Genomic DNA, 13348 nt, shown 5'->3' on the forward strand with positions numbered 1-13348 from the left:
TCATGAAGGACTACAAGCTCTACCAGTGTGCGCAGTGCGGATTCGAGTACGACGAGGAACTCGGCTGGCCTGACGAGGGCATCGCCCCGGGCACCCGGTGGGAGGACATCCCCGACGACTGGTGCTGCCCGGACTGCGGTGCGGCCAAGGAGGACTTCTTCATGGTGGAGGTCGAACGCAGCTGAGACCGGTCTCTAGGCTCGGTCCCATGAGCGAGTCACCACGGCGGACGCCGTACCCGGAGGCGTCCCGGCAGTTGCTGCGCGAGTCGATCATCGCTGCGGTACACGACCTTCTGCTGGAACGGGACTGGCCGTCGGTGACGATGACGGACGTGGCGGCGGCGGTCGGGGTCAGCCGGCAGACGCTCTACAACGAGTTCGGCAGCCGGCAGGGCCTCGCCGAAGGGTATGCCCTGCACCTGGCCGACCGGTTCGTCGACGCGGTCACCGCGGCCGTGTACGCGCATCCGGGTGATGCGCACGCCGCGCTCGTCGACGGGTTCGCGGCGTTCTTCGCGGCGAGTGCCGTCGACCCGCTGGTGCGGTCGCTGCGCAGTGGCGCCGCCAAGCCCGATCTGCTGCGGATCGTCACGATCGACAGTGCCCCGCTCATCGATCGGGCGTCGAGGCGGTTGGCGGAGGCGTTCCGGCACAGCTGGATTCGGGCATCGGATGCGGACGCCGACATTCTGGGGCACGGCGTCGTCCGGGTCGCCCTCAGTTACGTGTCGATGCCACCGACATCCGATCGTGACGATGCGCGGGAACTGGCGGCGCTGCTGGCCCCGTTCGTGCACGTCGTCACCCGCACCTGACCGCCGCCCGTCCCCGGCCGGTGATCGTCACCCGATAACCTGTGGGTCAGTTCAGCCGGTTGACAGGAGAAGCAGTATGACGACGTCAGTTCCTTCGGAATCAGCAGCAGCGGCAGGCCCGGTGGTCGAGCATCGGGGCGGTATCGACTTCACGGTGGCGGATCTGTCGCTGGCGGAGTTCGGGCGCAAGGAGATCCGCCTCGCCGAGCACGAGATGCCCGGCCTGATGGAACTGCGCCGCGAGTACGCGGACGCGGCACCACTGAAGGGCGCCCGCATCTCCGGGTCGCTGCACATGACCATCCAGACCGCGGTCCTCATCGAGACCCTGGTCGCGCTCGGCGCCGAAGTTCGCTGGGCGTCGTGCAACATCTTCTCGACGCAGGATCACGCGGCGGCCGCGGTCGTCGTCGGCCCGCACGGTACGCCGGAGGAGCCGAAGGGCGTCCCCGTGTTCGCGTGGAAGGGCGAGACCCTCGAGGAGTACTGGTGGGCTGCCGAGCAGATGCTCACGTGGCCGGGCACGACCGCCAACATGATTCTCGACGACGGTGGTGACGCCACGATGCTGGTGCTGCGCGGCGCGCAGTACGAGAAGGCCGGCGTCGTCCCGTCCGCCGAGGACGGCGACTCCGACGAGCACAAGGTGTTCCTGGCGCTGCTGCGTCGGTCCCTCGCGGCCGACGGCGGCAAGTGGACCGCGATCGCCGAGTCCGTCAAGGGTGTCACCGAGGAGACCACGACCGGTGTCCTGCGCCTGTACCAGTTCGCGGCGGCCGGGGAACTCGCGTTCCCGGCGATCAACGTCAACGACTCGGTCACCAAGAGCAAGTTCGACAACAAGTACGGCACCCGCCACTCGCTGATCGACGGCATCAACCGCGGCACCGACGTCCTCATCGGCGGCAAGGCGGCACTGGTGTGCGGCTACGGCGACGTCGGCAAGGGCTGCGCGGAGTCGCTGCGCGGCCAGGGCGCCCGCGTCACCGTCACCGAGGTCGATCCGATCAACGCGCTGCAGGCCCTGATGGACGGCTACGACGTCAAGACCGTCGAGGAGTTCATCGGCCAGGCCGACATCGTCGTCACCGCGACCGGCAACAAGGACATCATCTCCTTCGAACACATGAAGCAGATGAAGCATCAGGCGATCCTCGGCAACATCGGCCACTTCGACAACGAGATCGACATGGCGACGCTCGAGCGGTCACCGGAGGTCACCCGCGTCAACATCAAGCCGCAGGTCGACGAGTTCACGTTCGCCGACGGACATTCCATCATCGTGCTGTCCGAGGGACGCCTGCTGAACCTGGGCAACGCCACCGGGCATCCGTCGTTCGTGATGTCGAACTCGTTCGCGAACCAGACGATCGCGCAGATCGAGCTGTGGACCAAGCCGGACGAGTACGACAACGAGGTGTACCGCCTGCCGAAGCATCTCGACGAGAAGGTCGCCCGCATCCACGTCGAGGCACTCGGCGCGTCGCTCACGAAGCTGACCAAGGATCAGGCCGACTACATCGGCGTGGACGTCGAGGGCCCGTACAAGCCCGAGCACTACCGGTATTAGCGGCAGAGCCGCCTGTGCGCACTTTTGGTAGTGGGTACTACCAGAAGTGCGCACAAGCAGCGCAGCTGCCTACTGTGTCTCCCGTGGGAACTCTGATCGCCCTGGAGGGGCTGGACGGTGCGGGCAAGCGCACACTCGTCGGCAAGGTCGTCGCCCGACTCGAGCAGCGGGGTGTGCGGGTCGCGACACTCGATTTCCCGCGTTACGGGGCGTCGATCCATGCGGATCTGGCGTCGGAGGCCCTCAAGGGCGGTCACGGTGATCTGGCCGGGTCGGTGCACGCGATGGCCGTGATGTTCGCGCTCGACCGGGCCGGCACCGCCGACGGTCTGCGGGGCATGGTCGCCGCCCACGACGTCGTCATCCTGGATCGGTACGTCGCCTCCAACGCGGCGTACGGTGCGGCCCGCCTGCACCAGGGTGCCGACGGGGAGTTCGTGGCGTGGGTGGACGCGCTCGAGTTCGGCCGGTTGGGGATGCCGCGCCCCGACCTGCAGCTGTACTTGGACGTGCCCGTCGCGCTCGCCGAGGAGCGGGCCCGTCGCCGTGAGGCGCAGGACAGTGCGCGCACCCTCGACGCCTACGAGAAGGACAGCGGTCTGCAGACGCGGACCGGTGCGGTCTACCGTGAGTTGGCCACGGCGAACTGGAATTCCGAGTGGTGGACCGTTTCGCCCGATACCGATCCGGACGATCTGGCCGATAGGCTGACACTCGTGCAGTAATCGGACAGTGCGCCGGACGGATCACCGAATTCGTGAGCGCGCCTTTCCACATTTCGCAGCCCCGAAGATGTAACGATAGGGATATGAAGCCAAGGATTCTGGTCGTCGACGATGACACGGCGCTCGCCGAGATGCTCACCATCGTGCTGCGCGGTGAGGGTTTCGAGCCGTACGTGGTGGGGGACGGCAGCCAGGCGTTGGCCGCGGTGCGCGAGACGCGGCCGGATCTGGTGCTGCTCGACCTCATGCTTCCCGGCATGAACGGCATCGACGTGTGCCGCGTGCTGCGCGGCGAATCGGGTGTCCCGATCGTCATGCTGACCGCGAAGACCGACACCGTCGACGTCGTCCTGGGTCTCGAATCCGGTGCGGACGACTACATCATGAAGCCGTTCAAGCCGAAGGAACTCGTCGCCCGGGTGCGGGCGCGGTTGCGCCGCACCGAGGAGGAGCCCGCCGAGATCCTGAACATCGGCGAGATCATGATCGACGTGCCGGCGCACAAGGTGACGCGCGACAACGCGCTCATCTCGCTCACGCCGCTCGAGTTCGATCTGCTCGTCGCGCTGGCCCGCAAGCCGCGGCAGGTGTTCACCCGTGAGGTGCTGCTCGAGCAGGTGTGGGGGTACCGGCATGCGGCCGACACCCGTCTGGTCAACGTGCACGTGCAGCGACTGCGGGCGAAGGTCGAGAGGGATCCCGAGAATCCTGAGGTGGTCCTGACGGTCAGGGGGGTCGGCTACAAGGCCGGACCGCCGTGATCGGATCTCGCCGGAACCGGCGGCGGCCGAACCGTGTGTTCGCGCCGCTGGTCCGCTGGGGCAGGGCGTCGAGCAACTGGCTCGCCCACGTGTGGCGGCGCTCGCTCCAGCTTCGGGTCGTCGTGTCGACCCTGTCGTTGTCCCTGATCGTGATCACGATTCTCGGTGTCGTGCTCACCAGTCAGATCACCGACCGGTTGCTCGAGGCGAAGATCACCGCCGCGACGGAGGAGATGGACCGTGCCCGGGGCACCGTCGAGGCGCAGTTGGCCGGTGCCGACGACAGCGGTTCGCTCAAGGTGCGGCTGGAGGCGGCCCGGCTGGTCCTGACGAACCGCGAACCGGACAGCGGGCAGAACGCGGGTTCGGCGGGCACGTTCGATCCGGTGCTCATCGTCCCGGGCGACGGCCCCCGCGAACCCACGTCCGCGGGTCCGGCGGCACAGATCCCGTCGAGCCTGCGGGATTTCGTGCGCGCCAACCAGATCGCCTACCAGTTCGCGACGGTCGCCGACCCGGACGGCTACACCGGCCCGGCGCTGATCATCGGCAGCCCGACGGCGTCGGACATCTCGACGCTCGAGCTGTATCTGGTGTTCCCGCTCGCGAGCGAGGACCGCAGTCTGTCGTTGGTGCGCGGCACGATGCTCATCGGCGGCGCGGTGCTCGCGGTGCTGCTGGCCGCGATCTCGATGCTCGTCGCCCGACAGGTGGTGCTGCCGATCCGGTCGGCGTCGCGGATCGCGGTGCGGTTCGCCGACGGCCGGCTCAAGGAACGCATGCCCGTCCGCGGTGAGGACGACATGGCGCGGCTGGCGATGTCGTTCAACGAGATGGCCGAGAGCCTGTCCAAGCAGATCACCCAGCTCGAGGAGTTCGGCAACCTGCAGAAGCGGTTCACGTCCGACGTCAGTCACGAACTGCGCACCCCGTTGACGACGGTCCGGATGGCCGCGGACCTCATCCACGACAGCAGCGACGACCTCGATCCGATCCTCAAACGGTCGTCGGAGTTGCTGGTCGCGGAACTCGACCGGTTCGAGAGCCTGCTCGGGGATCTGCTGGAGATCTCCCGGCACGACGCCGGTGTCGCCGAACTCGCCTCCGAACAGTTGGACCTGCGGATGTGCGCGCGGGCCGCGGTGTCGACGGTGCGCCATCTCGCGAAGGAGACGTCCACCGAACTGATCGTCGACCTGCCGGAGGAACCGGTGATCGCCGAGGTCGATCCGCGGCGGGTCGAACGGATCCTGCGCAACCTGCTGGCCAATGCGATCGACCACAGCGAGGGCAAGCCGGTGCTGCTGCGACTGCGGGCCGACGACGACGCGGCCGCCGTCATCGTGCGAGACCAGGGTGTCGGACTGCGCCCCGGGGAGGAGAAGTTGGTGTTCAACCGGTTCTGGCGGTCGGATCCGTCTCGGGTGCGACGCTCCGGCGGAACCGGTCTCGGTCTCGCGATCAGCGTGGAGGACGCGAACCTGCACAACGGGGCGCTCGAGGCGTGGGGTGAGATCGGCAGCGGCGCGTGCTTCCGGTTGACGCTGCCGCGGGTGCGGGGCCGCAAGGTGACACGCAGCCCGCTGCCGCTCAAACCGACGGTCGGGAAACTGGTGCAGGGCCGGCCCCTGCCGGGGACCACGGCGGAGGCGGCGCTGCTCGCGGAGGGTACGACCGCGATCGACGTGCCCGCACCGCGGCACACCGGGCCCCGCACTGCGGACCCCGTGCCGGAGCAGGACGAGCAGGACGAGTCGTACGAGTCGGGGGGACCGGGCGACGAGGGTGCGGCGGCGCCGTCCCGCCCCGCCGTGGACTATCCGGCGGACGCGAATTCGGCTGTGTCCCGGAGTGATCCGGACCGTCCGCTGCCGTCACCGTCGGCGGACGGGGAGCCCGAATCGTGAGAGGTGCATTGTCGCGTCGGGTGCGGCGTCGTGCCCGCACGACGGTGCTGCCGGCGGTGCTCACGATCGTGGCGACCGTGGTCGCGGGTTGTGCGAACCTGCCGGATTCGTCGGCGCCGCAGGCGATCGGCACGATCGTCCGGTCCCCGGTGACGACGAGCGTCGAGGCACCGGCCCCGGGGCGCGAGCCGGATCTGCTGCTGCGGGACTTCTTCCGGGCCGGCACCGATCCGGCCAACCGGCATCTCGCGGCACGCCAGTATCTGACCAAGGGTGCCTCGGAACGGTGGGACGACGCGTCGAGTGCCACGATCGTCGAGAAGATCGACCTGATCCTCGAATCCCGCTCGTCGGACCGGGCCGTGTACAAGGTGCGGGCCAACCGTGTCGGCCGACTCGAGGTCGGCGGGCTGTACCAGGCGATGGACGGCGATTACGAGGCCAAGTTCAGCTGGGTCCGGGTCGACGGGCAGTGGCGGATCGACGAACTACCGAACGGCGTCACCCTGGACCGGCCCGAGTTCCTGAACTCGTACCAACGCCGGTCGCTGTACTTTCTCGACCCGACGGCACAGACGGTGGTCCCGGATCCGCGGTGGATCGCGGCGGCCCCCGACCAGGTCGCCGCCCAACTGATCGGACTGCTCGTCGACGGTCCGAAACCGTCGCTGGCGGGTGCGGTCCGCAACGAACTCGGGTCCGGTGCGTCGATCCTCGGGTCGGTCACGAAGGCCGACGGCAGATCCAGCCAGGTCGGAGTCGGCCTCGGCGGGATCCGGGTCGACTTCCAGGGACTCGGGACGATGAACACCCAGACCCGGGAACTGCTTGCCGCACAGGTGGTGTGGACGCTCACGAACGCCGGCATCTCCGGCCCGTACGTCCTGCTCGCGGACGGTCAACCCCTCGACTCGAGGTACCCCGACGGGTGGACCTCCGCGGACGTGGCGTCGTTCAATCCGCTGGCCACGACGGGCGCGTCGGTCGTGTTGCACGCGTTGCGGTCCGGTGGCCTGGTCCGGGTCCAGGACGACACGGTCACGCCGGTGCCCGGCTATTTCGGGGCGTCGGACAACCTGCGGTCGGTGGCACTGTCCCGGGACGGGGCGCTGGCTGCCGCCGTTGCGGACACGCGGCGTCCGCACCCGGCCGAGCAGAACGCGCTCGTCGTCGGAACCTACGACGGGAACGTCGCGACCGCTCTCGAGGCGCAGAGCGTGACCCGCCCGACGTGGGCGCTCGACGGGACGTCGGTGTGGGCCGCGGTGAACGGGTCGACGGTGGTCCGGGTCGTCCGCGAGACGAGTACCGGCAAGCTCACCGTCACCGGTGTCGAGGCGGCCGCGGTCACCGCGCTCGGGGGGCCGATCACGGAACTGCGCCTGTCCCGGGACGGGGTGCGGGCGGGACTCGTCGTCGGCGGCAAGGTGTATGTCGCGACGGTCTCGAGGCTCGACGACGGCACCTACACGCTGACCAGCCCACGGGCGGTGGCCTACGGGCTGGGCAGCCCGGCGGTGTCGCTGGACTGGAACGGTCCCGAGAATCTCGTCGTCGCCCGGGACACGCCCGAGGTGCCGGTGGTGAAGATCGCGATCGACGGTTCCCGGATGGATGCGATGCCGAGTCGCAATCTCACGTCGCCGGTGCGGGCGGTGGAGGCGTCGCCGAGCACCGAGTACGTCGCGGACGCGCGGGCGGTGTTCCAGTTGAACGACAACGATCCTGCCGGGGACCGGTACTGGCGGGAGGTGCCCGGTCTCGGCGGCCGGGATTCGGTGCCGATCCTGCCGGGCTGAATCCCGCGGCGACTGTCGGTGGAGGCGGGCACACTGGCCGGATGCGCGGACTTCTGGATCTGATCCTGCCGGTCGAGTGCGGTGGGTGCGCGGCCCCCGGCACCCCGTGGTGCGACCGGTGCCGACGGCAACTGGCCGATGTGCCGATCGCGGTGCGTCCCCGCGTGGATCCGGGGGTGCCGGTGTGGGCGCTCGGACCGTACGCCGGGCCGCGGCGTCGTGCGGTGATCGCGGCGAAGGAACGTGGCCGCCGCGATCTGGCGGATCCGCTGGGGCAGGCGTGGGCGGGGGCGATCGCGCACCTGCGGCGGTGGGGCGAACTCGATCCGGCGCGGCCGCTGGTGCTGGTGCCGGCGCCGACGCGACCGCGGGTGGCGCGCAGCCGGGGCGGTGATCCGGTGTCGCGGGCGGCCCGGTGCGCGGCCGGTGTCGCCGGTGGGTGCCGGGTCGCACCGGTGCTGGCCATGCGTGTCGGGGTACGTGACTCGGTGGGGCTGTCGGCGGCCCGGCGGCAGGAGAACCTGTCGGGTCGGATCCGGGTCGTGCCTGCCGTCTCGGCGCTCCGCGTGGCGGCCCGCGACCGCGGTCCTCAGGTGGTGCTGGTCGACGACGTCGTCACGACGGGGGCGACGGCGACCGAGTCGGTTCGGGAGCTCGCGTCGGTGGGGGTGCCGGTGACGACGGTGCTCGTCGTCGCGGCGGCCTGACACCGATTCGCCGTTGTCCTGCGGATTCCGGCGATCGGGACGCATCGACGGGGCGACACACCGGTGAAATATCGCCGAACAGTGGCACACGGCGCGGTTACGTACTAGCGTCGCGTTCACACCCGAAGTCACAGGTGGGAGGTGATATTTCACGTTCTGATACCGGGTGGTTCCCCGCCCGGTCGAGATCGAACTCGCCGGTCTCACGACGTGAGCCGGCCGTTAATCGGGAGGTACGAGTGACGACCCCTACCAAGGCCTCGATCTTCGTCGACGAAGCCATCGATATCTCTGCAAGCGCTGACAACGCCGCCGGCGTTGCAGACACCGCGCAGGCCGCATCCACCGCGACCAATGCCGAAATCGTCGTCAAAGGACGGAACGTGGAGGTCCCGGAACACTTCCGGACCTACGTCTCCGAGAAGCTCGCACGACTCGAGCGTTTCGATCCCACGATCTTCCACTTCGATGTGGAACTCCAGCACGAACGCAACCGCCGCCAGGCCAAGAGCTGCCAGCGGGTGGAGATCACCGCTCGCGGCAAGGGTCCGGTCGTCCGGGCGGAAGCCAGCGCGGACAGTTTCTACGCGGCGTTCGAATCGGTGACAGCCAAACTCGAGAGCCGACTACGGCGGACGAAGGATCGCCGCCGCGTCCACTACGGCGACAAGACGCCCGTGTCCGTCGCGCAGGCGACCGCGGCCCTCGCCCGGGACGATTCGCTCGCCATCGACCACGACATCGACTGGGAAGGCGAGGTGCCACAGGGGCCGGGGCAGATCGTTCGCACGAAGGATCATTCGTCCGAACCGATGACGGTCGACGACGCCCTGTACGAGATGGAACTGGTCGGACACGACTTCTTCCTGTTCCACGACAAGGAGACCGATCGGCCTTCGGTCGTGTACCGCAGGCACGCGTTCGACTACGGGTTGATCCGACTGGCCTGATGTTGCGGCCGGTCGGTCTACTCGCCGGGCCGTGATTACGCCTACCATGGAATCCGGCTGGGGTCGCCCGACCCCAGCCGGATTCCGTCTGTCGGGTACCCGACGTTGGATTCGGCATCCGGATTCCGCCACCTGGATTGAGGACGAAGAGGCCCGTGCCGTCACTGTCGCTATCGAAGTTGCTCCGTGTAGGTGAAGGCCGCACGGTCAAGCGACTCAAGAGCATCGCCGAGCACGTCGATGCCCTGTCACCCGAGTACGAGTCGCTGTCCGACGACCGGTTGCGGGCCAAGACCGGCGAGTTCCGCACCCGCTACGCGGGCGGCGAGTCGCTCGACGAGTTGCTGCCCGAGGCCTTCGCGGTCGCGCGGGAGGCGTCGCACCGGGTGCTCGGTCAGAAGCACTACATCGTGCAGATCATGGGTGGCGCGGCCCTGCACTTCGGCAACGTGGCGGAGATGAAGACCGGTGAGGGCAAGACCCTGACCTGTGTGCTGCCGGCGTACCTGAACGCGATCGCCGGTGACGGCGTGCACGTCGTCACCGTCAACGACTACCTCGCCAAGCGTGACTCCGAGTGGATGGGCCGTGTGCACCGGTTCCTCGGCCTCGAGACCAGCGTGATCCTCTCGGGCCTGAGTCCCGCGCAGCGCCGGGAGGCGTACGCCGCCGACATCACGTACGGCACCAACAACGAGTTCGGCTTCGACTACCTGCGCGACAACATGACGCACACGCTCGACGACCTCGTCCAGCGCGGGCACAACTTCGCGATCGTCGACGAGGTCGACTCGATCCTCATCGACGAGGCCCGCACCCCGCTGATCATCTCGGGGCCGGCGGACGCGTCGAGCAAGTGGTACGGCGAGTTCGCACGCATCGTGCCGCTGCTGAAGAAGGACGTCCACTACGAGGTGGACATCAAGAAGCGCACGGTCGGTGTGCACGAGGCCGGTGTCGAGTTCGTCGAGGACCAGCTCGGTATCGACAACCTGTACGAGGCCGCGAACTCGCCGCTGGTGAGCTACCTCAACAACGCCGTCAAGGCGAAGGAGCTGTACCAGCGCGACAAGGACTACATCGTCCGTGACGGTGAGGTCATCATCGTCGACGAGTTCACCGGACGCATCCTCGTCGGCCGCCGCTACAACGAGGGCATGCACCAGGCGATCGAGGCGAAGGAACGCGTCGAGATCAAGGCCGAGAACCAGACGCTCGCCACGATCACGCTGCAGAACTACTTCCGCCTGTACGACAAGCTGTCGGGCATGACCGGTACCGCCGAGACCGAGGCCGCCGAGCTGCACCAGACGTACAGCCTCGGTGTCATCCCGATCCCCACGAACCGGCCGCTGATCCGCGTCGACCAGGGCGACCTGATCTACAAGTCGGAGGAGGCGAAGTTCGACGCGGTCGTCGACGACGTCGTCGAGCGGCACGAGAAGGGCCAGCCGGTCCTCATCGGCACCACCAGCGTCGAGCGCTCGGAGTACCTGTCGAAGCAGTTCACCAAGCGCGGTGTCGTGCACAGTGTGCTCAACGCCAAGTTCCACGAGCAGGAGGCGACCATCGTCGCCGAGGCCGGCCGGTCCGCGGCGGTCACCGTCGCGACCAACATGGCCGGTCGTGGTACCGACGTCGTGCTCGGCGGCAACCCCGACATCATCGCCGATATCGTGCTGCGCAAGCAGGGCCTCGACCCGGTGCACAACTCGGAGGAGTACGAGGCGGCCTGGGACGAGGTCCTCGAGAAGGTCAAGGCGGACGTCAAGGCGGATGCCGAGAAGGTTCGCGCGGCCGGTGGACTGTACGTGCTGGGCACCGAACGGCACGAGTCGCGCCGCATCGACAACCAGCTGCGCGGTCGTTCCGGCCGTCAGGGCGACCCGGGCGAGTCCCGCTTCTACCTGTCGCTCGGTGACGAGCTGATGCGCCGGTTCAACGGTGCCGCACTCGAATCGATCATGACGCGCCTGAACCTGCCCGACGACGTGCCGATCGAGGCGAAGATGGTCTCGAAGGCGATCAAGAGCGCCCAGACGCAGGTCGAGCAGCAGAACTACGAGATCCGCAAGAACGTCCTCAAGTACGACGAGGTGATGAACCAGCAGCGCACCGTCATCTACGACGAGCGCCGCCGCATCCTCGAGGGCGAGAACCTCGAAGGCCAGGTCGACTCGATGATCACCGCGGTGGTCACCGCGTACGTCGACGGGGCCGCCGCCGAGGGCTACGTCGAGGACTGGGATCTCGAGCAGCTGTGGACGGCACTGAAGACGTTGTACCCGGTCGGGCTCGACTACAAGGCGCTCGTCGGTGCCGCCGAGGACGGCGACTCCGACCTCGACCGTGACGGTCTGCTCGATGCACTGCTGGCCGACGCGCACGCCGCGTACGCGACGCGTGAACGGCAGATCGACGAGATCGCCGGCGACGGCGGCATGCGGGAACTCGAGCGCCGGGTGCTGCTGTCGGTGCTGGACCGCAAGTGGCGTGAGCACCTCTACGAGATGGACTACCTCAAGGAGGGCATCGGCCTGCGGGCGATGGCGCAGCGCGACCCGCTGGTCGAGTACCAGCGGGAGGGCTACGACATGTTCACCGCGATGCTCGACGGCCTCAAGGAGGAATCGGTCGGCTTCCTGTTCAACCTGCAGGTCGAGGCGGGCACCCCGCAGGGCGGTGGCGCACCGGTCAGTGTGACGGCGGCGTCGGCGGCCGCGGCCGCGGCCGGTGGCCCGGCCCTGGGGCAGCAGACCCCGGCACCCTCACTCGCCGCGAAAGGACTCGACGACGAGCAGCCGCGCGGGCTGATGCTGTCGGGTCCGGCGGAGGACGGCAGCGCCCGGGTCAGCCGGGTGTCCGGCGACGACGATGCCCCCGACGGCACGCGGCGGGAGCGCCGGGAGGCGGCCCGTACGGAAACCAAGAAGTCCAAGCGCAAGCGCTGAGTTCGGGTAGTTCGTTCACGCGATCTGCAGTGAGGTGATCGTCCAGTCGGCCGGGTGGTCGTCGGGGCCGCGTTCGATACGCGCGGCCACGGCGAACACCCGGCCGCTGCGGTTGTAGGTGCCGAACACCTCGGCAGCGCCGGGCCGGACCGGCCGGATGTGGACCCGCACCCGGCTCGCGGTCCCCAGCCGGTGGACGGTCGGGGCCGAGCGGATCAGGTAGTGCACGACGTCCACGACCGCGGGCGACGCGACGGTGCGGAGCTGTGCCGGTGGCCGGCGCCGGTCGATGATCTCCAGCGCCAGCCGCAGGGCGTGTTCGGCGAACCGGTGGGCGTCGGAGGCGTCCACGACGGCGGGGCGGGCACGACGCGGGGACCGGCCGTCGTGTGGGGAGCGGCGCGCGGACACCACCGGCGACGACAACGGCCCGCACCGTACCGGCGCATCCGTGGACTCGGCGGTGGGCGGCTCGAATCGTGGTGCACGAGACAGGAATCGGGGTGCAGTGTCCATGAACGGCCTCTCCGGTACCGCAGGTGCGGCACATGTCGTCGACTGATCGGTGCCGGCACGTCCGGCAGCGGTGGGGTCGACTCCGCGGAGAGGACGGAATCTGGCGCACAGCATGACACGGGCGTGTGGGGCGCGTCCAGAGGCACTTCGTGCTCGTGCGCCTTTTCGGTAGCTGTCACTACCGAAAAGGCGCACAGGGCGGGTGCGGCCTAGGGTGGGACCGTGCGTGGACTGGTGCTGGATTTCGGTGGGGTGCTCGGTGGTCCGGGTGCCGACGGCGAATTGATGGCGGGCGTGGTCGCTGCTGCGCGTCGGCGGGGGGTGCGGACGGCGATCCTGAGCAACGATCCGGGCGGGCCGGCCGGTCGGATGCTGCGGGAGCTGGCCGGGCCGTTCGTCGACGACGTGGTGTTGTCGGGGGATGTGGGGATGGCGAAACCGGATCGGCGGATCTACGAGTTGGCGGCGCGCAGACTCGACCTCGAGCCGGGGGAGTGTGTGTTCGTCGACGATCTCGTCGGCAACGTGCGGGGTGCGGTGGCGGCGGGCATGGTCGGCGTGCACCACACCGATCCGGTGTCGGCGGCGGACGAGATCGCGATTCTTCTGGAGACGGGGGAGGGCCGGTAGTGGCGAAGGCGGTCC

At 68.7% G+C, this 13348-nt stretch carries 12 protein-coding genes; 11 read left to right on the plus strand and 1 reads right to left on the minus strand.

Annotated elements, in window-relative coordinates; all coding sequences use genetic code 11:
- The first annotated feature begins 2 nt into the window (after positions 1-2).
- The 10 genes from E0497_RS10260 to secA all read left to right on the plus strand — a co-directional run bounded on the left by E0497_RS10260 (position 3) and on the right by secA (position 12187).
- Entirely contained in the window at positions 3-185 is a 183-nt protein-coding gene (locus E0497_RS10260) for a rubredoxin (RefSeq protein ID WP_084987262.1), read from the plus strand.
- A 23-nt stretch (positions 186-208) separates the two neighbouring features.
- Positions 209-817 carry a TetR/AcrR family transcriptional regulator gene (locus E0497_RS10265; protein WP_137724694.1) on the plus strand — a complete coding sequence of 203 codons (609 nt, stop codon included), beginning with the start codon at positions 209-211 and terminating at the stop codon, positions 815-817.
- A gap of 76 nt (positions 818-893) precedes the next feature.
- Positions 894-2387, plus strand: a complete 1494-nt coding sequence (gene ahcY / locus E0497_RS10270) for an adenosylhomocysteinase (protein WP_137724695.1) — start codon at positions 894-896, stop codon at positions 2385-2387.
- 83 nt (positions 2388-2470) lie between these two features.
- Positions 2471-3112 carry a dTMP kinase gene (locus tag E0497_RS10275; RefSeq protein WP_137724696.1) on the plus strand — a complete coding sequence of 214 codons (642 nt, stop codon included), beginning with the start codon at positions 2471-2473 and terminating at the stop codon, positions 3110-3112.
- An 83-nt stretch (positions 3113-3195) separates the two neighbouring features.
- Entirely contained in the window at positions 3196-3873 is a 678-nt protein-coding gene (mtrA, locus tag E0497_RS10280) for an MtrAB system response regulator MtrA (RefSeq protein WP_137724697.1), read from the plus strand.
- On the plus strand, positions 3870-5780 hold the full coding sequence (gene mtrB, locus E0497_RS10285) for an MtrAB system histidine kinase MtrB (RefSeq protein ID WP_277751677.1): 1911 nt from the start codon (positions 3870-3872) through the stop codon (positions 5778-5780). The genes mtrA and mtrB overlap by 4 nt, the downstream gene beginning before the upstream one ends.
- Positions 5777-7579: an MtrAB system accessory lipoprotein LpqB gene (gene lpqB / locus E0497_RS10290; protein ID WP_421958331.1), complete on the plus strand. Its 1803-nt coding sequence runs from the start codon at positions 5777-5779 to the stop codon at positions 7577-7579. The genes mtrB and lpqB overlap by 4 nt, the downstream gene beginning before the upstream one ends.
- Positions 7580-7620: 41 nt before the next feature.
- Entirely contained in the window at positions 7621-8286 is a 666-nt protein-coding gene (locus tag E0497_RS10295; RefSeq protein ID WP_137724698.1) for a ComF family protein, read from the plus strand.
- Between the two features lie 362 nt (positions 8287-8648).
- Positions 8649-9236: a ribosome hibernation-promoting factor, HPF/YfiA family gene (gene hpf / locus E0497_RS10300; protein ID WP_241665831.1), complete on the plus strand. Its 588-nt coding sequence runs from the start codon at positions 8649-8651 to the stop codon at positions 9234-9236.
- A gap of 155 nt (positions 9237-9391) precedes the next feature.
- On the plus strand, positions 9392-12187 hold the full coding sequence (gene secA, locus E0497_RS10305) for a preprotein translocase subunit SecA (RefSeq protein ID WP_137724699.1): 2796 nt from the start codon (positions 9392-9394) through the stop codon (positions 12185-12187).
- Positions 12188-12202: 15 nt separating this feature from the next.
- Here secA and E0497_RS10310 read toward each other — a convergent pair whose 3' ends face one another.
- Positions 12203-12703 carry an Rv3235 family protein gene (locus E0497_RS10310; RefSeq protein ID WP_241665824.1) on the minus strand — a complete coding sequence of 167 codons (501 nt, stop codon included), beginning with the start codon at positions 12701-12703 and terminating at the stop codon, positions 12203-12205.
- A 222-nt stretch (positions 12704-12925) separates the two neighbouring features.
- On the opposite strand from E0497_RS10310, the gene E0497_RS10315 reads away from it, so the two are divergent.
- Positions 12926-13333, plus strand: a complete 408-nt coding sequence (locus tag E0497_RS10315; protein ID WP_137724700.1) for an HAD-IA family hydrolase — start codon at positions 12926-12928, stop codon at positions 13331-13333.
- Positions 13334-13348 lie beyond the last annotated feature (15 nt).

It is taken from the genome of Prescottella subtropica, from assembly GCF_005434945.1.
GTDB classification, from domain to species: domain Bacteria; phylum Actinomycetota; class Actinomycetes; order Mycobacteriales; family Mycobacteriaceae; genus Prescottella; species Prescottella subtropica.